A 21,644-nucleotide genomic window follows, 5' to 3' on the forward strand; every position below is an offset into this window, starting at 1 on the left:
GAGCACTCCGTCAGGGCCTGTACATCCCACGCCCGCTCGGTGCGCACCACCGCCAACAGCAGCACTGATCGAACCCGCGGCGGGCCTACCCGTCCTTCTCGTCCCGCCAGCCGTCGGGTTCGGGATGGTAGCCGTAAGCGGCGGCCCGCACCGTTTCCTCGTCCTCCAGGCCGGAGCCGATCGCGCCACCGACGGTGGCCAACGAGCTGACGAGCCAGGCGAGCATCAGGTAGTCGGTGAAGTCGACCGGCCGCTGCAGGGCTCTTTCCAGCACGGACGTGTCGATCAGCAGCGTCGCGGCGAGCACCGCTCCGGCGAACAGCACCAGGTAGGACACCGCCGTGGCCAGGGTAAGGGTGAGCGTCGTACCCAGGTTGAACAGCCGGGCCAGCTCAGCCGATGTCTCCTGGTCCGGTTTCTCCCACAGGTCGTGCGCGATGATCAGCCAGGCCACCAACCCGGTCAGCGCGATCAGCATGATCACGGTGAGCCGGGGTCCGTCGAGCCCCTCACTCAGCTGCCAGACACTGGAGTTGCCGAGCCCGATCGCGGCCGTGCCGAACGCACCGACCAGCAGCTTGGACAGGCCCAGCAGTGCGCGCCCCGGGCGGTTGGCCCGGACCATCCCGATCAACAGCCGCCCCCGGCCGATCAGCCGCGACGCGACCCAGCGCAGTTCCCCCGCGTCACCCTCGCCGACCACTCGATGGATGGCGGCAACCCGGCTTGCCATCTCGGCCGGTGCCCGGCCGGCCGAGGCCACCCGCTCGTCGGAAGCGTCGGTGAGCAGCCGGTCCACAAGATCCGGCACCGCCGCGCGGACTCCTCGTAGCTGGCGCAGCCCCAGCGCGGGCAGGGACACCACCGCGACTCGGCGCCGGGCCGAGGACTGCGCGACCAGCGGCATTCGTTCGGTGTGCAGCGGCAGGTCGGTCAGGCAGATCGCAACGTCCCACCGGTCGTCGGTGCGCCGTTGGGCAAGATCGTCGAGCAGCGCCTCAACGCCGTCGCGGCGCGGTGCCACCTCACCCCAGCCTTCCCGAACGGTCCACCGCACGTCTGCGTCCACCCGCTCGGCGAGTCGACCGGCCAAGTCGGCGGCGAGCTGCGCAGCCGCCCGCGCCGGGTGATCCGGTGGTGTCGCCACCACGCCGACGACGATCTCCGGCCGGGCCCGTTCACTGTGGGACATCGGAACTCCTCACCGGTAGCTCGACGCCACCCCGGAGTTGACATTCCCCGATCCGGCGCATCCACACCCTCGGTGAACCGTGGTCAGGATGGCGCCGACCCGGACGCCATCCCCGGGGCCGTTGGGGGACGCCGGGTGGCCGAGGCGGACCAGCGGGTGCTTGGGATCAAGGTTCGGCCGCACCGCGGCAGAACGGCCGATCGGCCGTCGCCTCGAACTCCCGGCCGATCCGGCCGAGATATGCGTGCACGACGGGTGCGGCGAGCGGCCAGCCGGCCGGGTCTTCGCATGCCGCCGCCGCAGATCTCGCTGGCGTACAGGATAACTGCGACCTCGCGGCAGATGAGGCTGATCCTGCGGTGCCCGGCGATCTCGTGCCGCCACACCGCCACGTCTCTCGGACGCTGCCAGAACCGTCGATCCCCCGTCGATCACCCATCCGGATCGCGCCGGTTCATACGTAATCGCACGTCGGATTCGGCTTCGACGTCGCGTCGATGATGTCGTTGAGCCTGTCCCGGGCGAGGATCAGCTCGGCGATCTGGGCGTTGATCCGGTCCCGCTCCACCAGCAACCGTTCCCGCGATTCCGGCGTACTCACCTTGGCGTCGACGCACGGCAGGAGCTCCGCGATCGTCTTGCTGGACAGTCCCGCGCCGTACAGCTGCTGAATCAGCCGCACGCGGTTGACCGCCGTGTCGGCATAAAGCCGCTGCCCGCTTCCACTACGCGCCGAGGCCAGCAACCCCTGCTCCTCGTAGTACCGCAGCGCCCGCACGCTCACGCGCGTCCTACTCGCCAGGTCCCCGATCCGCACAGTGACCCACCTCGCAAAACTTGCCTCTGACGTCAGCGTGAGGTCTTAGCGTAGCGGCATGCAGATCAACGGCACAAAAGCCCTCGTGACCGGCGCCAACCGCGGCCTCGGCAAGGCCTTCGCCGAGGCCCTCCTCGCCCGCGGCGCCACCACCGTCTATGCCACCGCCCGCCGCCCCGACCGCATCAACATCCCTGGCGTCGTCCCCCTCCAACTGGACATCACCGAGCCCGCGTCCATCGACGCCGCGGCAGCCGAGGTCGGCGATCTCGACATCCTCATCAACAACGCCGGCATCTCCACGAACGCTCCGTTGCTCGGCCCCTCCACGGAAAACGTCCGCCGCGAGTTCGACACCAACTTCTGGGGCACCCTCAACGTCACCCGCGCCTTCGCCTCCAGACTCGCCGGCGGCGCCATCCTCAACGTCATCTCGGCGTTGAGCTGGTACACCTTCGCCCCCGCCAGCAACGGCTACGCCGCCTCCAAAGCCGCGGAATGGTCTCTCACCAACGGCATCAGACTCGAGTTGGCCGACCAGAAAACCCAGGTCACCGCCCTGGCGCTGGCGATAGCCGACACCGACATGATGGCCGCCTACGACATCCCCAAACTCCCACCCCACGAGGTGGTCGCCACGGCCCTGGACGGCTTGGAAGCGGGCAAACTCGAAGTGATCGCCGACACCCCGACCGCCAATGTCAAGGCCTCACTCTCGCGCGACCCCGCCTTCTTCTACGCCGACATCCCCACCGCCCTATTCGGCTGAGCACGTCCTTCTGTGAACCGCTGATTCGCCTCCCCGCGGCCCGTCCGGCAAACACGCCAGCTCACCAGCGGCCATGAGCACGCGTTGCGAGACGTCGATTTGGTTATGGGACGAGGAGCCACCGACCGCGTTGGCCGCCGCCTGCGACCGTGGCGTAGGCCTCCGCTGCCGCGGTGAGTGGGACCGTGCCGGCGATGCGGAGCTGGAACAGTCCGTCGGCGGCCAGTCGCAGCAGCTCGCCCAGCGCGGCACCGTCGGGCCGGGTGACCACTGACTTGATCTGAACACCCCTTACGCCTTCGACCGCCTGTCCGGGGTAGCCGACGTACACGCCGTTGTCGCGCACCGCCCGGACCGCGTTGCCCAGCAGCGCGGCGGCGTCGAGCACGACGTCGTATGTCGGCCCCGGGAGCTCGTGGACCAGCCGCTCGGCGCCGGCGTTGCGGACGAAGTCCGCGTCAGTGGCCCGGGCGAGGCCGGTGACCCGCCAGCCCGCCGAGGCCGCCAGAGCGACGGCATATCCGCCCACGGCACCGGCCGCGCCGGTAACCAGCAGGCTCCGACCCGCTGGTGGGCCGATGAGGTCGAGGCCCTGGCGCGCCGCGAGTGCGTTCAGCGGTATCGATGCTGCTGCAAGCGGATCGAGACCAGCAGGTATACGAGCCACATCGGCGGACGCGACGACGATGCTGTCCGCGTGCGCCCGGCTCGGGGCGGTGGGATCGCGATCAAGAGCGGCGACCCGGTCGCCGACGGCGAAGCCATCGACCTGGGGGCCGGCTTCGACGACCGTCCCGGTGAGGTCCGAGCCCAAGCCGGTGCCGCCGCTCAGGCCGAACACGGCCCGGCCTCGCTCGGTCGCCAGAAACACGTCGATCGGGTTGACGGCCGCTGCGCTGATCCGGATCCGCAGGTCCGCAGGGCCGACCGGTGCGGCTTCGACGTCGGCGAGCACCGGCGTATCGGTGCCGGCACTGGTGACAAGTGCACGCATTGGACTCCTCCTGGATCTGTGTTGCCACACCACTTTCGGTGACCTACATTCCGTTGGGAAGTAGGCACTTCAGAGTGGGGTGCGCACCCGGAGGTATGTCGTGACGGCATCTGCCCAGCAGTCAACGCCGCATTTCAACGCCTTCGCAGCGAGCTGTCCCAGCAGGCGTCTGCTCGATACGATCGGCGACAAGTGGGTGAGCCTTCTGATCGTCGCGCTCGGTCTACGCGGTCCGCTGCGCTACTCCCAACTGACCTCCCAGATCGAAGGGGTCAGCCAGAAGATGCTCACCCAGTCGCTGCGCCGCATGGAGCGCGACGGCCTGGTGACCCGCACATTGACGCCGTCGATGCCCGTGCGGGTCGACTACGAACTGACCTTGCTCGGCCAATCGCTGCTCGCCGTGATGAATCAACTCAAGGAGTGGGCCGAGCTGCACATGTCACAGGTGGACGCGGCCCGGGCAGCATACGACCGGACCACCCGCGGACTCGAACCCCCTCTCCCTAGCCGCAGGCCCACAGCGACGGCAACGGGAGCCGACACACGCATCTCGGCCAGACGTGCTCACCGCAGCAGATCCCTGTGGTGGTCTACCGGCTACCACGGACGAGTGAGCGCGGTGGGACTGGCGTGATGTGCTCGGCGGCGGGGGCCGCGCCAACCGCGGGGACGCGATCGAGGAACCCGACCGGCGGCTGCAGGCACGGCCCGACGAGCTGATGCTGTGGGACTGGGACACCACCTGGGTCCAGCTCGACAACCCGGCCGACCCGACCGCGAGCGGCGGAACGATCCACCTCGGCGTCGCCTGGTACGACCGGGAGTTCTACGACGACCGGGCCGGCGCCTGGTTCGGCGCCCTGCACCAGCGCAACCAAAAGCAGATCGGAGTGCCGCGTCTGTCGGGGCGGGGGGGTCGCCGGTCACGACGCGCTGCGGGACGCCGGTTCCCGCGCGGCGCGGACCGCCTCGCTCACCTGTGGGACATCCACGGCAACAGCATCGACGGCAACGGCACGGCCGGCGGCCACCCGCCGACCGGTCACGGCGGCGACGAGCGCGGCGAGGACCAGGAATGCGCCGGCGCCGGCGAACGCGGCAGCCGGGGGCGGCGTCGACCGCGACCGGAAGGATCAGCATCCCCACCATCCCGGCCGACCGGATGACGGTCTGGTCCACCGTGAGCTGCCGCAGCCGCTCCGCCGGCGGGAGCTCGGCCAGCCGGGTTCGCAGCGTCACTGATTGCGGACTTGGAAGCGGAAGTAGTGCACCCGCGGAGCGGAAGGGGGAAGGAACCAGGAAGCGGAAGCAAGACGCAGGCAGGCGCTCGATGAAGGAGATGGGCCCACACGGCCCTGGATCTCCGTCCGGAGCTACTCCTCGATCCGCAGCTTCACCATTGGGAGTTCTGTGGTGGTGCACGATTGGTGGGGGGAGTCCAGGCAAAGGCGCGTCTCCTTCGCCGCCATAGGCGAAGCAGTGCCACGGTCGAGCCGGTTCCCAGCGACACTCCGGCGGTGCCGCCCACCAGGAGCAGAATGGCGATGGGCATGTTCTGGGTGCCGAGGGGTCCATCCACCCGGGCAGCGATGATGGGTTCAGACGGATGCTGCCTCGAGTAGACCACCGGCAGGCGCGAGCCGACATCCGGCCGCCGGTCCCAGACGACGACGGCGGCGCGGATCACGTCGCCGTCGGGGCCGGGGTACTCGACAAGCACAGGGACCCGCTTATTGCTCTTGACGCCCGGGTCGACGAACACGACGGTCGCCGACACACGGACTCCGTTCGATCCTCCGTAGCTGTTGTAGGTGCGGACCTCATCGGTGGTCGCCAGCACCCCGAGGAATAGGAACACGGGCCCGAGAACGGTGCCCAGGAACGCCAGCCAGCCGTAGAACCCCTCATTCTCCTCGATGTCGCGGAACATGCTTTCCCCCAGCAACCGCTCAAGCCGGCCCCACCATCACCGCAACGATAGTCCGATACGCCCTTGCAAAGACCTTTCAGATGACAGCGGTCATTTGCCCGGCGCATCCGTTTCTAGGCCGCGTGGGCCATGGTGCGAGTCACAGAAGCCCTTGGTCGCCGACGTAGGCGATGGCTTCGCTGCGGGTGCTGACGCCCAGCTTGGTGAAGACACGGGACACATGAACCGAAACGGTGCCGGGTGAGATGAACAGCTCGGCGGCGATCTGGCGGTTGGATCTTCCGCGGGCGAGGACTCGCAACACGTCCAGTTCCCGGTTGGTCAGTCCGGCGGGGTTGGCGGGCGGGGTCACCGGTTCAAGCCTCGCCCGCTGGCTCAGCGCCGAAATCTGTCCCAGGAGGGCGGCGGAGCGCAGACCGGTCGCCAGGTCGTGGGCCTCCCGCAGGCGGCTCTGTGCCCCGGCCCGGTTGCTGTTGGCCAGCGCCACCTCTGCCGAGCGGATCAGGCAGCGGGTGAGCTCGGGAACGTGTCGCAGATCGCGCCAGGCGGCAGTGGCCCGATCCCAGTCGGCCAGCCGTCCGGGCCGCAGTTCGGCGTCGAGGGCGAGCCGGTACGCCCCGAGCAACGGTGTGGTGACGCGGCTGTTGGCGACGAGGTCTGCCAGGTCGGCCCGTGCCGCCGCGACCCGGGCGGCGACAGCCTGGTTCCGGGGCGCCGCACCCAGCCGCGCCCGCAGCACCCGCGCGACGGCCAGCAGGGCTCTCAACTCGGGCTCGCCGTGGCCCAGCTGATCCCGTGTGTGCTTGAGGAACCGGTCGACGGGCTCGTCGGCCTCCTCGGGCCGGCACCGGACGATCGCCAGGTCGCACTGCAATTCGACGGCAACCCAGAACAGGTAGTTGCGCATTGTTGCCGGTGCGTCGTGCAGCCTGGCGAAGCCGGTCATCAGTTGCCCCGCGAGGTCGATGTCGCCGCGGCCGAGATGGATGTAAGCGAGCATCCCCCGCAGCACCATGGCACCCAGCGCCTCAGGATCGTCGGAGAGTGCGCGTTCGGCCGATTGCAGGGCCTCGTCCCAGCGGCCCAGAGCGAGCAATGCGCCGGCCAGGTTGACGGTGAGCATCGGGCCCGCCCGTCGGTACAGGCCCACCGATTCGGCCATCCGGAGGGCGTCTTTCGCGGCGACGATCACCTCTTCGAACCGGCCACCCAGTAAAAGCGCATAGGCTTTCCACTGCATGCTGCCGACGAGCGTCGCAGAGTCACCGACAGCGGACGCGATCCGCTGTGCCTCGGCCAGACGGGCCACCGCGGCGTCGGTGGCTCCGGCGCCTCCCTCGGCCACGCCCAGGACGGCCAGGGCACGGCAGCGCAGGCCCTCGTCATCGAGCGCCTCGGCGACGCGTAGGGCTCGCGTCGCGTGTTCGGTGGCAGCGGCGAACCGCGAACGCACCTCGTCGTCCATGGCCAGCTCCGTGTAGACCAGGCCCAGCGGGTACGACGGCTCGTCCGGACGCAGCAGACCGAGAGCCCGTTCCAGGTCATCGCGGCCGCTGAGATCGAGCCGGTTCTTGAACCTGGCACGTTCGGCGAGGAGTCGCGCTACGCCGATCGGGTCATGGCCGGCATCCAACAGCGCCAACGCGTTCGTGCAGTGCCGCAGGCCCCGCTCAGCCGCTCCAGCCGGCCCGGCCACTGTGGCCGCGCGCCGCAGCAGCGCCAACCGTCCGCCAGCGTCATCAGGATGCGTCAAGTCGAGCGCGCGTTCCAGGAACCTCAATTCTTCTTCGTGCGCCAACCTGCTGTGGGCCTTGTCGGCCGCGATCAGCGCCGCGGAGAAGGCCCGGTCGGGCTGACCGGCCAGGTGCCAGTGCTCGGCGAGCTCGGTCGCGGGGTGGCCCTGGGTGGCCAACCCGGGTTGCTCGGCGAGGACGGCCGCCGCCTTCGCGTGCAGCCGACGACGCCGGCCGGGCAGAAGGTTCCGGTAGACCGCTTCGCGGATCATTTCGTGGCGGTACCGGTATCCGCTCTCCGTCGCCACCAGTTGTTCCCGCTCGACCAGCTCCTGCAGCGCCCCGTCGAGCTCTTCGTCTGCCAGCTCGGCGAGTAGGGCAAGTAGCTCGTGCCTGATCGCCCCACTCGCGACCGACGCGACCGCCAGGACGTGTTGCGCGGGCTTGGGCAGCCGGGCCACACGCTCCAACAGCAGTGCCCGCAACGGGTAGCCGGTGTCGCCGCCGTGGCCGCCGGTCTTGGTGGACTCCGCGGCGGCCAGTGCCTCGACGAACAACGGGTTACCGCCCGAGCGGCGGTGCGTGGCGGTCGCTCTCGCCGGGTCGTAGCGTCCGTCGATCGCGGTCAGTTGCTCGCCGACCTGTGCCACGCTCAACGGTTCGAGCGGCAGCGCCGTCACCTCGGGCAGACGACTCAGCTCGGACGCCAGCTGACGAACCGGATGTCCGGGTCCCAGTTCGCCGGTACGGATCGTGCCGATGAGCAACACCCGGAGGTGGTCCAGGTTCCGGGCGAGATACGCGAACAGCTCGCAGCTGGCCGGGTCGGCCCAGTGAAGATCCTCGACCACGAGGAGCAGGGGCCGTACCCACGACACTTTCTCGATCAGCGCCAACAGCTCACGCAGCAGGCGGAACCGGCCGGTGCCCACCGGTCCCGGCGCCGGGTGATCGCCGGGTAGCAGGCTGCGCAGGACTGAACCAGGTCCGATGACGGGCGAATCAGCCCAGCCCACCAGTCGCCTGACGACCTGAAGAAACGGTGTATAGGCGAACTGTTGGGCGCCCAGCTCCAAGCACCCACCCGTGACGGTCGACCACTGCGGGCCCAGGCTCGCCGCGAACTCGGACACCAGCCGCGACTTGCCGATTCCCGCTTCACCGGACACCAGCACGGTCGTGGGCCGACCGTCGAGCACGCCTTGCCCGGCCGAGCCCAGCGCCGCCAGCTCCGCACCACGGCCGACGAGCAGCGGGCTGATCCCACGGACGACCCGGCCGGGCGCCGGCTCGACGTCACCGGACATGGAAATACCACAATCGGCAGATCCACCGGACTGGTCCCTCGGCCACGCTGTGATCTTAGCCCGGCCCAGCTGAGCTGCGGTTTTCCTACAGTGGAGGTCCACAGATGCACGAGCATGACATCCGGCCGTTCCGGATCGACATACCTCAGGCCGATCTCGACGACCTGCGGACCAGGCTCGCCGGGACCCGGTGGCCCGACCCCCTGCCCGGTGACAGCTGGCAGACCGGCGTGCCGGTGACGTGGCTGCGGCAACTGGCCGACTACTGGCAGCACGGCCACGACTGGCGCGCGAACGAGGCACAGCTCAACGGGTTTCCACAGTTCACTACCCGGATCGACGGCCAGAGCGTCTATTTCATCCACGTCCGGTCCAGGGAACCGGGCGCGCTGCCGCTCGTGCTGACGCACGGCTGGCCCGGATCGGTGGCCGAGTTCCTCGACGTGATCGGCCCGCTGTCCGACCCTCGGGCCCACGGAGCCGATCCGGCCGACGCGTTCCATGTGGTGATACCCGCCCTGCCCGGCTTCGGGTTCTCCGGGCCGACTACGGACGGCCGGTGGGACACGACCCGGATCGCTCGTGCGTGGGACGAGCTGATGGCTCGGCTTGGCTACGACCGTTACGGCGCCCAGGGTGGCGACATCGGCGCCCTCGTCAGCCCGCAACTGGGCCGCGTCGCACCGGATCGCGTGGTCGGCATCCACCTCAACGGCGGCCCGGGAATGCTGCCGCCGATGCCATTGCCGCCGGACGAACTGGCCACACTGTCCGACCTGGAGCGTGACCGCATCCGGCGGATCGAGAAATTCATGCGGGAGGAGTCGGGGTACATCGCCATCCAGGCCACCCGTCCACAGACCCTCGCATATGGCCTCACGGACTCACCGGTCGGGCAGCTCGCTTGGATCATGGACAAGTTCCGGGAGTGGACGCATCCACAGGAGAAGCTGCCCGAGGACATCATCGACCGCGACCGCCTGCTCACCAACGCGTCCCTGTACTGGTTCACCCGTACCGCGGGCTCGGCCGCATACGTCGGATACGCACAGGAAACCGCCTGGGGCACCGGAAATCCCAACTCGGGCGTACCGACCGGCGTCCTCGCCTTCGCGCACGATGTGGGCATCCGCCGCTACGCGGAACGGGAGAACACCATCGTGCGCTGGACCGACATCGACAAAGGCGGACACTTCGCCGCCCTCGAGGAGGGCGCACTGCTCACCGACGACATCCGCGCCTTCTTCCGTGACCTGAGATGACCGAGGGTCAGCCGTTCGCGTAGGTCCGCGTCGAGCCGCGGCGGCGGCTACGGCGCGGCAGCTGGCCGGGTTCTTGAACTTCATGCGGGAGGACCGGCTGTTCGCGATGGGCGGCCGATCGCCCTGCGTGGCCGCGCCGTGGCGAGGCGGCCGGCCTGCACTGGATCGACATCGACCTCGGCCAGCGCGTGGTGATGATCGAACAGCAGCACATCGCCTACGGCCGCCCCGTCGCCGTCGGACCTCCAAGACCAGAGCCAGCCGGCGCACCGTCGCCCTGGACCGCACCACCGTCCGGCTGCTACCCGCGTGTCTGCACCGGCAACGCGCCGACACGAAGGCAGCCGGCCGACGGCTGCGGCCTGAACCCCGGACGATCCTGGCCTCACTGCCAGTTGTCGCGACCGGGGAGTCGGGGGTTGACATTGAACGAATTAACTTCGTAGCCTTCAGCACCTGATAGATCTCACACGATCAGATGTTTTCTTAACGAAACTCGTGATACGAACCTTCGGCGTCGGCCCCACATAGGAGGAACCCATGGCACCGCATTCGGTAGGTCACGCGCGGCCGGGGTCCGTGCCGCGCTGCAGCGCGGGCGGCACGCGCTGATGGGCCACCTGTACCCCGGCATCCTCGACGCTGCCACGGACCTCACGCTGGTGTCGGCGAACTTCGGTGGGCACGTCGAGGTTCTGGAGGTCGACGACCTGCGGGTGCGCGTCGCCGACGTCAGCGACGCCGACGTGGACGCGAAGCTCCACCAGGCGCGGGAGACCTTCGAGCTGACCGACTCCGTCAACGACGAGGACCTGGTCGAGGTACGCCCCGACGGTGGCGCGTGAACGCGGACCTGCGACCGGCGGCAGGGCTGGCCCGTCGGCGGTTCCTCACCCTCACCGGAGCGGCGACGGCCGTTGCCTTCGGTGCGAACCTGCCTGGAAGCGCGAGCGCGTATCGCGGCGGTGGGCGGCTCGACGCCGACCCGTTCACGCTGGGCGTCGCCTCGGGCGACCCGTTGCCGGACGCCGTGGTGATCTGGACCCGGCTGGCGCCGCGACCGTTCGAGCCGCTGGGCGGGGCACCGTACCGGCCGGTCGAGGTCGAGTGGCAGGTGGCGGACGACGAGCGGTTCCGCCGCGTCGTCCGCGCGGGCCGGGCACAGGCCCGTCCCGAGTACTCGCACAGCGTGCACGTCGACGTGCGCGGGCTGCGACCGGGGCGGCATTACTGGTACCGGTTCAAGGCCGGGGGGTACCTCAGCCCGACCGGGCGGACCCGCACCGCACCCGCGGCCGGCCAGCGGGTCGACCGGCTGACCATCGCGATGGGCTCCTGCCAGTCGTGGCCGGACGGGTACTACACCGCGCATCGGCACCTGGCCGCCGAGGACGTCGACGCGGTCGTGTTCCTCGGTGACTACCTCTACGAGTACGGCATCGCGGCCGCGGGTGGGCTGCGCGCGGTCACCGACCCGGTGCCCAGCCAGTTCCGCACCGAGGCGGACACGCTGGACCGGTACCGGTTGCAGTACGCCCTCTACAAGTCCGACCCGGATCTGCAGGCCGCGCACGCCGCCGCGCCGTGGATCGTCACCTGGGACGACCACGAGGTGCAGGACAACTACGCCGGCGAGGTCTCCAAGAGCAACGCGCCGGTGCTGGACTTCCTGGTCCGGCGGGCCAACGCCTACCGGGCGTACTGGGAGCACATGCCGTTGCGGGCACCGGCGCCGCGCGGCCCCAATTACATGCTCTACCGGCGGCTCACGTTCGGCCGGCTTGCCGAGATCAACGTGTTGGACACCCGGCAGTACCGGTCCGACCAGGCGTCCGGTGACGGCTGGAGGGCGGACTCGGACGCGCGCCGCGACCCGGGCCGGTCGCTGGCCGGAGCCCAGCAGGAGCGGTGGCTGCTCGACGGGCTGACCGGTTCGCACGCCACCTGGAACCTGCTCGCCAACCAGGTGATCATGAGCCGGATGGACCTGGACCCGACGCCGGCCGACCTGTACAACATGGACGCCTGGGACGGGTACGCCGCGCAGCAGCGGCGGCTGCTCGATGGCCTGGCCGCGCAGCGCCACCGCAACCCGGTCGTGCTCACCGGTGACGTGCACGCCGCGTACGCGATGGACATGAAGACCGACTTCGCCGACCCCGGGTCGACGTCGTTCGGGGTGGAACTGGTGGCCACCTCGATCTCCAGCGGCGGCAACGGCACCGACGTCTCGGCGACCGGACGGGCGTTCCTCGCGGCCAACCCGCACCTGAAGCTGGTTGACGAGCGGCGCGGTTACACGGTGCTGCGGCTGACTGAGGGCGAGATGCGCGTCGACTACCGGGCCGTGCCGTACATCGACCGGACCGGCGCACCGGTCGCCACGGTCGCCTCGTTCGTGGTGGAGGCGGGCAATCCCGGGCTCAACCCGGTGGGTCAGGAGGCGACGCGATGAGGAAGGTGGGCGGCCGGGCCGCCGTCGCGGCCGGAGTCGCGGTGTTCGCCGCGGTGGCGGTCGCGATCGCCGTGCCGGCGATGGCCGACCGGGCGGACGTCCGCGGCCTGAGCCTGGCGACGGACGTCACGGAGGTCGCGGTCACTCCGGTGCCGTGCGCGAAGCAGGGTTTCGAACTGCGTTTCGGCAACACGGGCGCGAATGAGGTGTACGCCGACGCGTTCCTCGAAGTGCCGGCACCGCTGGAACTGTCCCGGTACCTGGTGTCGAGCTACCTACCGGCCGGATACACGTTGCGGGTGCAGATCTCGGTGAGTGCACCGGTGCACACCCCGCCCGGGCGGTACACGATCACGGTCCGGGGCGGCGATCAGCGACTCGCGCTGGCGGTCGAGGTGGGGCAGTCACCGGTCGACGGCACCGGCAACCTGGTCCGGTACATGCCCGTGTCGGCATCGAGCGAGCACCTGCCGCTCTACCCGGCCTGCGGCGCGGTGGACGGCGACCGGGACTCGGCGCACTGGGCCTCGACCACGGGCTGGAACGACGCGACCCGGGGCGTCTTCCCGGACTGGTTGCTGGTCACGTTCGACCAACCCCGCACCCTCGGCCGGGTCGACCTGTACACGCTCGACTCCACCAGATACCCGGCGAGCCGGTACGGCCTGCGCGACTGGGATGTCGAGGCGCGGGTCGGCGGCGGGTGGCAGCGCGTCGCGCAGGTCCGCGGCAACCTGGCCGGGATGGTCAGCTCGACCTTCCCGCCAGTGGCGGCGACCGGGCTGCGGATCGTCACGCTGGCCAGCAACGAGGGCCTTACGTACTCGCGGGTCGTGGAAGTGGAGGCGTACGCCGGTTGAAGTCGCCACCGGCGAGGGCAGCTCGCCGAACATGACGGCACCGTCCGGACGCCGGCCCCGATGTACGACGACGTCTGTGCACAGGACGAGGGGGCAGATGTCGCGACGGCCGGCAACGCGCGATGGTGTTGGCAGCCGTTCACACCGGCGGGCAGGGAAGTGCGGATGGAAGCCACCGGTGCGACGTCCTGGTGGTCGGCGCCGGGGTGGCGGGCCTTATCACCGTCGGTGCGGGACCGCGGGCCGTGGTGGCACACACCGACCAGGTGCTGCAGGTTCTGGCACGTCATCCTCGACGAGGGGGTACTGCATCGAGCCGTCGACGGCCGAGACAAGACCATCATTCGAGCACAGCTGCGCCACGTCCTAGACGTCGCGGCCTTGCCGAATGTTCAAGTACAGGTTCTCCCGTTCTCCGCTGAGCCGAATCCGGGCCTTGGATGGCAGTTTCGCCGTCCTGACCTTCGCCGAGACGGCAATACCCGACGTGGCGTACGCCGAGGGGCAACTGGGCCAGACGTTCGACGACAAGCCTGAAGAGGTCGCCCGTTGTCGTCGAGCGTTCGAAACCCTTACCCGATTGGCCGCGGACTCGGATTCGTCGCTCAGCCTCATCGAAACACAACTTCGAGCCTTCTCTTCAACGTAGCAGGGGACAATTCAGATGACCGCGGCAGAGATCAACCGCCTCACGCTCACGTGGCGCATTGCGACGCGAAGCGCCGGTGGCAACTGCGTAGAAGTCGCTCCCACCCAGGCCGGAGTGGCAGTTCGCCATTCCCGCGAGCCCGATGGCGAAATGATCGTCTACAGCAAAGCGGAATTTGCCGCTTTCCTGGACGGGGCTAAGAGTGGCGAGTTCGACGACCTCGTGCACTGAGCCTCAGTTGAGGCCTCACCGCCGTCCGGTCAAGATTTGGCGGGGAGGCAACCGATAGATAACGCAGGCGTTGCCGCTCCACTCCACACGGACTTGCTCCCGGGTCTGGGGCGGCAGCGTGGTCCAACCCAGGCGGCGGCAAGCACCTCTGCCCTGCCCCGGACCAGACCAAGCCGCCGATAGGACTCGGTCAGTGGATCGTGAGCATGGCGAGGCGAGTTCTGCAGCCACCGCGGTACCTCGACGCCGAGCCAGCGACGAAACCCCAGCGTCTTGACCGATCCGCACAACGACAGGGTGAAGCTGGCCGGATCGGTGCGACATCGGCGAGGCCGGCGCTGGAGAGTCTCGCGAACGCTGCTGGCGGACCGGATTTCTGGGCCAGCCGCGTTAATCGATCCCCGCTCACGTTCAGCAGGCTGAGCTGGTCGCGGTCGAGCGGAGGATCCGGTAGGCGCGGGGGCCGCCGGCGGTGAGGGTGTACGTGAGGTCCCAGTTCGTGCAGGTCTCCTGCTCGCGACCGCGGGGGCCGTAGCCCGGAGCCTGCTCGCTGGTGAAGGTTACCCGGGCCGTGACGGCGCCGGGTGGGCTGGCGGCGACGTACACGGCGTGCAGTTGGGCGTGGTGGTCGCGGGTCGTGGAGATCGCGTTGGCCAGGGCGTTCGCCTGGGTGGCGTTGTTGGGGTTCACCACCCCGGCCGGGTCGTACAGGGCGAAGAGCGTCGGGTGGTCGCGGTTGTTGACCGCGGTGAAGTAGGCGTCGAAGGCTCCGGCGACGCTGACGGCGGTCGGGTCGCCGATGAGCGACTGCGACAGCCGTACCGTGCCGATGTAGTCGACCGGTGCGGACTCCTCGTAGGCGTCGGCGGAGGCGGTGGCGTCGGCGGTGGCCGGGGGATCCGCCGGCCCGTCGCCGTCGTCCGTGGGCGGGGGTGGCTCGGCGGCGACGGTGTCGCCGGCCTCGGCCAGCCAGCGGGAGACCTGCGGGTAGCCGGCGAGCAGCGCAAGCGCCGCGACGAACACCGCAGCCAGCACCATCGGGGCGAGCCGTCGGGGAGGACGTTCAGCCGACGCGAGGCGTCGGTGCGGACGTTCAGCCGACGCGCCCCGGCGGCGGGAGGCGTCGGAGTACGTGCCGCCGCCGCGTTCCGCCGAGCAGACGCCGCAGATGTTCGCGCTCGTTCGGTTTGTCGAGGCGCACTCGTCGCATATCCAATGGTTCATCTGGCCTCTATCGGGTGGGCCACGGAATATGGCCGATTCTGCATCGCACCGGGTCCCGCGCACCCATACATCGCCGAGGTTCGGTTCGACCGGCCGCGGCAACTGTCGTATCGGACCGGGCCGGGCGTCGCATGGCGGAACCTGTCCGGGTGACGGCCCCGGCGCGTGGTGTGTTTCGGTGGCGGACTGTCCTACGGTGGGTCGGACCCGACCGTAGAAACCGAGGCGACGGCAATGACAGCTGCCCCGGAAACGGGCTTCCGCCACGTCAGTCCCCGCGCCGGAGAGCCGTTTCTCCACAATGCGACCCGGTACCTGTGTGCCGCCACGTACCTGAACCCCGGATACGCCGACGACGTCATCGCCGAACTGCTCGAAGACGAGCAGCGGGCGGTGGCTCCCTCGTACGGCTACGACGTGGCACCGGTGCTGCTGCACGGTTTGCGGGCACGTCGCCTGGCGCTCGCCCGAGACGCGGCGCTCACCCTCATCCTGATCGTCGGGCTCTGGCAGCTGACCGCGCCGACGACCCTGGTCCTGATGGTGGGTCTCTGCATCGCGGTCCCGTTGTGGGCCCGTCGTTACCGGGGCGTGGCGCGGTGGAAGATCACCGCGCTGGTCGGCGGCGGCGTGGCCTTCCTGTGCTTCGGGTTGCCGTTGCTGGCCTCACTGATGGCCGCCGTCAACGAGATACTCCCGTCGGGCACGCCGGAGGTCGGGGAGGAGTACGGGGTGCCCGACGAGTCCGCGCTCGGCGAGCTGTTGGCCCCGGCCGGGTTGCTGGTGCTGGTGATCGGCGCCGCGCTGTTCGTCTACAACCGCGCCGTGGCGGACACCCTGATCAACGACATGGCGCCGGGCGTCCGGCACGACCCACCGGCGGTGACGAGCCCGCGGGTGGCCGCGCGCGTGTCGGCCGCCGCCCGTGCACAGCACGGAAACGTCGTGCTGCACGCCGGGTTCAACCCGTTCCCGGGTGCCGGCACCGTGTTCCAGGTCTGGTCGATGGTCCTCGAACTGCGCGCGGCACGGTCCATGATGGACGGTGGCCCGCAGCCGCGGGTCGACATCGACCCGATCGTGTTGAACCGACACGTCAAGCAGCGGCTGGCTGCGTTGCGGGGCGAGGACCTGGCGGAACGGGAACGCCTGACCGGGCTGGCGGTGCGCGACCAGTTGGTGGCGCTCGGCACCCGCAACCATCAGTTCCCTCTCATCGACCCGCAGACGCGGGTGCCGTTCTCGTTCGCGAGCAGGCAGACCATGTCGGCCGTCATCTGCCATCCGCAGGGCGCGGCCAGGCACTTCCTGCGTGTCACCACGGGCACGCAGGGACAGCCGGTCATCGGCCCCGACGGTGACGTACTGCTCCCGGCGGTCGACCAGGAGATCGAGGTCTCCGCGTTCGTGCACGTGGCGGTCGAGGGCGGCATGTTGTATCTGGAGTTCGTGTCGACCGTGCTCGGCCCGATCCGCGAGAGTCTCCACGTGATCGATCGTCTGCAGGACCGTGATCCGGTTGCCTGGGCGCTGCTGGAGACCCTCCGCAGGTTCGGCACGGATCTGGTCGCGGCGCCGGTGCGGCTCGTCCGCGGCGGTTGGGGGATGTTGTCGGTGAACCGCCGGATGGACAACGCGTCGCGACGGAGCGCGGAGCCGGCGCACAACTTCGGTGCGAGAAAAAGCATCCGGGAGTCGGTGTCGCGGCTGGCGCCGGCGACCTACACGGCGTGGCTCGACGCGCACAAGTACAGCAAGCTCTTCGAGCGCCGCGTCACCGACGCGATCCTCGACTTCCTGGAACAGTCGCACGTCGACACCGGCGAGTACCGCGCCCGGGTCAACGTGCTCCACAACCAGGGCACGATCCTCCAGAACTCCACGGTCACCGGTGCGGTGGCCGGAGGTGCCGGCGCCGCCGCGACAACGATGGGTGCACCGGCACCGGTCGCCCCAGGAAGGTGAGAGACCGATGTCGACGTTCCACAACGATGGGGTGCAGTTCTTCGGTGGACAGGTCAACGGGCCGGTCGCCGGCGGTTACCGCGCCCGCGCCGTGCAAGGGACGGACCCGTTCGCCACCGAGGATCTGGTCAGGGAACTGCGGGAGCTCGTCCACGAGTTGCGCGTCGCGGTGGCCGACGGCAGGCTGCGCGTCGCGGATCAGTCCGCGACCGACGACGATCTGACGCTGATCGAGGAGACGGTCGACGCCACCGGCGAACCCGGTCGGGGACGGCTTCTCCGTGCCGCCCAACGAGCGGCGGCCGCCCTCTCGGCCAGCGGCGCCGTTCCACTCGCCACGCAGTTGCTGGAGCTGACGGGCCAGGTCGTCGGCTAACCCGCGTCGACGACGGCGATCTTCTCCGCGTAGGTGGTGACGTAGACCGTCCGCCCGTCCGGGGAGACGGCGAGGTCGGTCGGGTTTCCGCCCACGTCCGCCACCGTCTCGACGGTGCCCGCGGCCGCCATGACCATCGATACGGACCCGGAGCCCCAGTTGGCAACGTACACGCGGGTGCCGTCGGGGCTCACCGCCACGTCGCGCGGTTGCTTGCCCGGAAGCGGGAGGTTCGCGGCCACCGTTCCGGACGCCGGGTCGACCACGGACACCATTCCCGGCCGGTCGATCGGCTTGCCTGCTTCGTCGTGGAACGAGCAGGCGACATAGACGGTGCTTCCGTCGGGTGCGAGGTCGAGTCCCTCCGGCGACATGGGCGTGCCCGACGTGTCGACCAACGGAACGAGTCCGGCGATACCGAGGGTGGTCGCGGAGACGACGGCCAATGCGGGCTCGGGCCCGCGGACGGCGACGTGGACGCGCCGTCCGTCCGGGTCGACGGCGATCGCGCCCGCACCGGGAAGCCGGACGGTGCCCACGATCTCGTCGGTTGTCGTGTCGACCGCGAGGAGCCCGTCGTCGGTTGTCACGTAGACGAAAGCACCGTTGGGGCCCGCCACGATGTCGTACATCCGGCACGCCGACGTCGTGACCGTGTGCGAAACCGTCCGCGCGGTAACGTCGACGGTCAGCATCCGCGTGCCGGAACAATCGCCGGTGCTCCCGTCGGAGACGTACAACCGGCTGCCGTCGGGGCTGACCGCCAGGCTGCCCGGCTGGAAGTCGCCGGGAAGCGTGACGCGGCTGACGGAGCCGTCGCGGAGGCGAACCAGTGAGACGTCGGCGTGCCACCGCCGGACCGCGAAGAGATGCTGACCGTCCGGGGCGATCGCCAGTGCGCTGAGCAGGTCACCGTAGTCGCCGACCGGGATGGAGCTGTCGTCCCGGTTCGTGTAACCGACGTACGCGGCCGACCCGCCGGCCACCACCAGCGCGGCCGTCGCCCAGAGCAGCACCCGCTTCCACGCGCGGGGCCGGGTCACCGCCGCCGGGGCGGGCGGGGACACCGCCGGCGGGTGCCCGGCATCCGGTCGACGCGCGACGGGGACGGCGTTCAGCGGCGTGCCGGCCGCTGCCGGTCGGTCGGGCTCCGCGAAACAGACAACGCAGATCGTCGCCGCCGTTCCGTTCCGCGTGCCGCATTCGGTGCATTCCCAACCGTCCATGTGGGTCCACCCGGGATCGCGTTCGGCTGTCGTGGTCGGATGAAGGGCTGGCGCGATTGTCCGCCCGATGCGTCGGCACGCGGGAGCGAACGCGTCGCAGACACACGAACAGATGATTCGAAACCACCGCCACGGGTATCAGGTGGCATGGATCGTCACCTCTTCAAGGCACTGCTCTTCGCCTGGGATCGGGCCGAGTTCCGTGCCGGTCTGCAGCACCTGATCGACCTCGACGAGGTGACCGACCTGTTGGCCGCCCTCGCCGTCGACGACCACGACCATGAGGTCGAGTTGCGGGCGATGGAGCTGCTCCGGTCCGGCCTGGACACCGACGAGATCCGGCGCGCGACACTGCTCCTCGTCGAGGACGACGACGTGCGGCACAACCTGGCGGCCGCCGTCACCGACAGCATCGCCGACCGTCCCGACCTCGCGTGGGCGATCCGGTCTGCGCTGGAGGATCCGGACGTCCGTACCGAGCTGCGCGAGGCGCTCGAGTCAGCGCCGCTGCGTGCCGTGGTCTGGAAGGTGATCGAGAACCAGCTCGGGGGACGCCGGTGGGCGCTGATCCGCGAGGCGGTGATCCTGATCGTGCGGCATCGGCACGCCCGCCGGCTCGTCCTGGCACTGCGGCGCCACGGCGTCATCCGCGAACTGCGCCGCCGGGACGCTGGATCCGTGCCTGACAGGAAAGAGGTGCACTAGACTAGACGCACGTCGTGGCCGGCTGGACGTAGCGGTGGTCGGTCGTCACCCAGCCGTGGCGGCCGTTGCCCAGGGTGGTGCGGTAGCGGCTGGTGGAGCCGGCGTCGCGGTCGACCCAGAACGAGGTGCCGCGGGCCCAGGTCGTCCAGGGTTCGTCGGCGGACGCCGAGGTGAACACCCGGACGTCGCGGGCGGTGACGACCATGCACGTTCCGCCGACGATGCCGACCGCCGGTGCGGTGGAGTCGGCCGGCCGGGCGAGCGCGTCGTTCCCGCCGATCAGACCGGTGGTGCGCACCACGGCGTAGGCCGCCAGCATGAGCACCAGCAGCGCGACACCCGCCGCGGCCGGCCGGCGCCACCGGGGCCGCCGCTGGGTGGCCGATGGTGGCGGGCCGGGATGATCGCGGGGGCGGGCCGGTGCCGCGGACCGCGCGGCCTGATGTGCCTCCCAGGCGGCCTGCCACATGATCGCGAGATCGCGGCGCCACGCCTCGTCGTCGAAATACGACAGGAATACCGAGAACGTTTCGTACTGCGGGAATGAACGATAGTTGAACCAGTCCGAGATCGTCGATTTCCGCAGACCGGTTCGCCGGGCAATATGCCGCACCGGTCGCCGACTTCCGGTCGTTCGCTCGCAATATTCCTCGATCGTGCGCCAGAGCTCTTCCACCGGCGTGGGCGCGCCGGACCGGGGCGAGTCCGTCCTGCCGCCGAGTATGCCAATCGATGCAAATGGGCGAGCCCTGTCCGGTGTCCGGATCGGGTGTCCGGCGTCCGGCGACGCGTGACCGCACCGGGCCCTCGTCACAGGCTGAGCGGACACATTCGAAAGGAGACCATGGTGAGAATCCGGATCCGGGTCGCCGTCGCGACCACCGCGCTGCTCGTCGCCGGCGGGCTGTTGACGGCGACCAGTCCGACCGCCGCCGCGGCGGCCGACGACACGGCGGAATCGGCCGATGCCGCAACCGCTCCCGCATCGTGTCCGAAGAATCCGGCGGTCGGGAAGATCTGTGGACACACCCGCATCCTGCTGGTGAAGTACTCAGTGAGCCATTCCGGGCAACGTGTTGATCACGGGTGGTGATCATGTGGTGCGGGCATGGTCGTAGTGGAGGATGGCCAACGCGGCAGCGACGATCCGGCCGATGTTCCAGGGGCATAGGCTGATGTTGCGCAGCGCTTTGAAGGTCATCTGCAGGATGGCGTTGCCGCGTTCACCGATCGCGCGTACGCCGTTGTGTGCTCTGTTGAACTGCTGTTCGGCCGCGGTGAGTGTGGTGTCCTTTCGGCTTCTTGAACGCCACGGTGATGGTGTCGGCTTCGCCCTCGTAGCCGAGATCGCCGAGGCGGCGTAGGTCGCCGGCTGCCTCGACCAGGGCGGGCAGGATCTCGGTGTGGGTGCGTACGGCGGTGGTGTCGTGCTCGCGGCCGGGGCGCACGTCGGAGGTCCAGATCGGCCATCCGTCGGGTGCGGTGATGACCTGGATGTTGCCGCCGTGGTTGGCGTGCTTGCCCGACCACCACAGATCGACGCCAGGTGTCGGGCCCGGGGTGGACACCCGGTCGGTCTCGATCAAGGTGCCGTCGATGGCGACGTGGCTGTGCCCGGCCATCTTCGCGGCCAGCAACGCGCCGTGCAGGCTGGGTGCGCGGGCGGCGAGCACGCCGATGCCTTCGTGGAGGTAGTTGTAGCCGGTGGACTCGCTGATCGCGTTGTCACCGGCCAGTTGACTCATCCGGGTGCCGTCGCAGAACCACCGCAAGACAAGCACCGCCTGGTCATGGGTGGTCAACGCGCGGGTACCGGCACGGGTGCCCCGCCGCAGTCGCTCGGCGTCCAGCAGGTCGGCCAGCAACGCCACCGTCTCCTCGCGTACCGGCAGGGTGGCGGTATATGTGACACTCATCGTCGACGCAGGATCCCTATGAAGTTGATC

21 protein-coding genes and 2 pseudogenes are annotated in these 21,644 nt (G+C 69.6%); 14 read left to right on the forward strand and 9 right to left on the reverse strand.

Annotated features, from left to right (window positions below; translation table 11 throughout):
* Positions 1–85: 85 nt before the first annotated feature.
* Complete coding sequence (locus Vau01_RS57750) at positions 86–1,192, reverse strand: hypothetical protein (protein WP_204011888.1); 1,107 nt, start codon at positions 1,190–1,192, stop codon at positions 86–88.
* Between the two features lie 454 nt (positions 1,193–1,646).
* Entirely contained in the window at positions 1,647–2,009 is a 363-nt protein-coding gene (locus Vau01_RS57755) for a MerR family transcriptional regulator (protein WP_204011891.1), read from the reverse strand.
* Positions 2,010–2,067: 58 nt separating this feature from the next.
* On the opposite strand from Vau01_RS57755, the gene Vau01_RS57760 reads away from it, so the two are divergent.
* Positions 2,068–2,778 (forward strand): SDR family oxidoreductase, encoded by a 711-nt coding sequence (locus Vau01_RS57760; RefSeq protein ID WP_204011894.1) that lies wholly within the window; start codon positions 2,068–2,070, stop codon positions 2,776–2,778.
* A gap of 103 nt (positions 2,779–2,881) precedes the next feature.
* Here Vau01_RS57760 and Vau01_RS57765 read toward each other — a convergent pair whose 3' ends face one another.
* Positions 2,882–3,772, reverse strand: a complete 891-nt coding sequence (locus tag Vau01_RS57765; RefSeq protein WP_204011896.1) for an alcohol dehydrogenase catalytic domain-containing protein — start codon at positions 3,770–3,772, stop codon at positions 2,882–2,884.
* A gap of 100 nt (positions 3,773–3,872) precedes the next feature.
* Here Vau01_RS57765 and Vau01_RS57770 point away from each other — a divergent pair, with 100 nt between their 5' ends.
* Both Vau01_RS57770 and Vau01_RS57775 read left to right on the forward strand, forming a co-directional pair.
* On the forward strand, positions 3,873–4,409 hold the full coding sequence (locus Vau01_RS57770) for a winged helix-turn-helix transcriptional regulator (RefSeq protein ID WP_204011899.1): 537 nt from the start codon (positions 3,873–3,875) through the stop codon (positions 4,407–4,409).
* Between the two features lies 1 nt (position 4,410).
* On the forward strand, positions 4,411–4,941 hold the full coding sequence (locus tag Vau01_RS57775; RefSeq protein ID WP_204011902.1) for a hypothetical protein: 531 nt from the start codon (positions 4,411–4,413) through the stop codon (positions 4,939–4,941).
* Between the two features lie 227 nt (positions 4,942–5,168).
* Here the strand turns inward: Vau01_RS57775 and Vau01_RS57780 are convergent, their stop codons facing one another.
* Positions 5,169–5,705 carry a DUF3592 domain-containing protein gene (locus Vau01_RS57780; protein ID WP_204011905.1) on the reverse strand — a complete coding sequence of 179 codons (537 nt, stop codon included), beginning with the start codon at positions 5,703–5,705 and terminating at the stop codon, positions 5,169–5,171.
* A 139-nt stretch (positions 5,706–5,844) separates the two neighbouring features.
* Positions 5,845–8,745: a helix-turn-helix transcriptional regulator gene (locus Vau01_RS64925; RefSeq protein ID WP_204011907.1), complete on the reverse strand. Its 2,901-nt coding sequence runs from the start codon at positions 8,743–8,745 to the stop codon at positions 5,845–5,847.
* 119 nt (positions 8,746–8,864) lie between these two features.
* Here Vau01_RS64925 and Vau01_RS57790 point away from each other — a divergent pair, with 119 nt between their 5' ends.
* The 7 genes and pseudogenes from Vau01_RS57790 (at position 8,865) to Vau01_RS57815 (ending at position 14,202) form a co-directional block, all read left to right on the forward strand.
* Positions 8,865–10,007, forward strand: a complete 1,143-nt coding sequence (locus Vau01_RS57790; protein WP_204012031.1) for an epoxide hydrolase family protein — start codon at positions 8,865–8,867, stop codon at positions 10,005–10,007.
* Between the two features lie 611 nt (positions 10,008–10,618).
* Positions 10,619–10,852: a hypothetical protein gene (locus Vau01_RS57795; protein WP_204011911.1), complete on the forward strand. Its 234-nt coding sequence runs from the start codon at positions 10,619–10,621 to the stop codon at positions 10,850–10,852.
* A complete protein-coding gene (locus Vau01_RS57800; RefSeq protein ID WP_239152935.1) occupies positions 10,849–12,462 on the forward strand; it encodes an alkaline phosphatase D family protein in 1,614 nt (537 codons plus the stop codon). The genes Vau01_RS57795 and Vau01_RS57800 overlap by 4 nt, the downstream gene beginning before the upstream one ends.
* Entirely contained in the window at positions 12,459–13,322 is an 864-nt protein-coding gene (locus Vau01_RS57805; RefSeq protein WP_204011913.1) for a discoidin domain-containing protein, read from the forward strand. The genes Vau01_RS57800 and Vau01_RS57805 overlap by 4 nt, the downstream gene beginning before the upstream one ends.
* Before the next feature lie 165 nt (positions 13,323–13,487).
* Positions 13,488–13,685 (forward strand): annotated as a pseudogene (locus Vau01_RS65565) (hypothetical protein); the annotation flags it as partial.
* A gap of 25 nt (positions 13,686–13,710) precedes the next feature.
* Positions 13,711–13,971, forward strand: a complete 261-nt coding sequence (locus Vau01_RS57810; RefSeq protein ID WP_204011914.1) for a Scr1 family TA system antitoxin-like transcriptional regulator — start codon at positions 13,711–13,713, stop codon at positions 13,969–13,971.
* A gap of 15 nt (positions 13,972–13,986) precedes the next feature.
* The gene (locus Vau01_RS57815; RefSeq protein WP_204011915.1) at positions 13,987–14,202 is read left to right on the forward strand and encodes a DUF397 domain-containing protein; all 216 of its coding nucleotides are present in this window, start codon (positions 13,987–13,989) and stop codon (positions 14,200–14,202) included.
* A 411-nt stretch (positions 14,203–14,613) separates the two neighbouring features.
* On the opposite strand, the gene Vau01_RS57820 is transcribed toward Vau01_RS57815, so the two are convergent.
* Positions 14,614–15,240: a hypothetical protein gene (locus tag Vau01_RS57820; RefSeq protein ID WP_204011916.1), complete on the reverse strand. Its 627-nt coding sequence runs from the start codon at positions 15,238–15,240 to the stop codon at positions 14,614–14,616.
* 420 nt (positions 15,241–15,660) lie between these two features.
* Between Vau01_RS57820 and Vau01_RS57825 the strand changes: the two genes are divergently transcribed.
* Together Vau01_RS57825 and Vau01_RS57830 are read left to right on the forward strand one after the other, a co-directional pair.
* Positions 15,661–17,391 (forward strand): AbeC-like domain-containing protein, encoded by a 1,731-nt coding sequence (locus tag Vau01_RS57825; protein ID WP_204011917.1) that lies wholly within the window; start codon positions 15,661–15,663, stop codon positions 17,389–17,391.
* Between the two features lie 7 nt (positions 17,392–17,398).
* Entirely contained in the window at positions 17,399–17,767 is a 369-nt protein-coding gene (locus Vau01_RS57830; protein ID WP_204011918.1) for a hypothetical protein, read from the forward strand.
* On the opposite strand, the gene Vau01_RS57835 is transcribed toward Vau01_RS57830, so the two are convergent.
* Positions 17,764–18,993: a YncE family protein gene (locus Vau01_RS57835; protein WP_204011919.1), complete on the reverse strand. Its 1,230-nt coding sequence runs from the start codon at positions 18,991–18,993 to the stop codon at positions 17,764–17,766. The genes Vau01_RS57830 and Vau01_RS57835 overlap by 4 nt on opposite strands.
* Positions 18,994–19,140: 147 nt before the next feature.
* Between Vau01_RS57835 and Vau01_RS57840 the strand changes: the two genes are divergently transcribed.
* Complete coding sequence (locus tag Vau01_RS57840; protein ID WP_204011929.1) at positions 19,141–19,698, forward strand: hypothetical protein; 558 nt, start codon at positions 19,141–19,143, stop codon at positions 19,696–19,698.
* 1 nt (position 19,699) lies between these two features.
* Here the strand turns inward: Vau01_RS57840 and Vau01_RS57845 are convergent, their stop codons facing one another.
* Positions 19,700–20,311 (reverse strand): hypothetical protein, encoded by a 612-nt coding sequence (locus Vau01_RS57845; protein WP_204011931.1) that lies wholly within the window; start codon positions 20,309–20,311, stop codon positions 19,700–19,702.
* A 234-nt stretch (positions 20,312–20,545) separates the two neighbouring features.
* On the opposite strand from Vau01_RS57845, the gene Vau01_RS57850 reads away from it, so the two are divergent.
* The gene (locus Vau01_RS57850; protein ID WP_204011933.1) at positions 20,546–20,791 is read left to right on the forward strand and encodes a hypothetical protein; all 246 of its coding nucleotides are present in this window, start codon (positions 20,546–20,548) and stop codon (positions 20,789–20,791) included.
* On the opposite strand, the pseudogene Vau01_RS57855 reads toward Vau01_RS57850, so the two are convergent.
* A pseudogene (locus tag Vau01_RS57855) lies at positions 20,792–21,614 on the reverse strand (transposase family protein).
* Between the last annotated feature and the right edge of the window lie 30 nt (positions 21,615–21,644).

The sequence above is a fragment of the Virgisporangium aurantiacum genome, assembly GCF_016863635.1.
GTDB lineage: Bacteria > Actinomycetota > Actinomycetes > Mycobacteriales > Micromonosporaceae > Virgisporangium > Virgisporangium aurantiacum.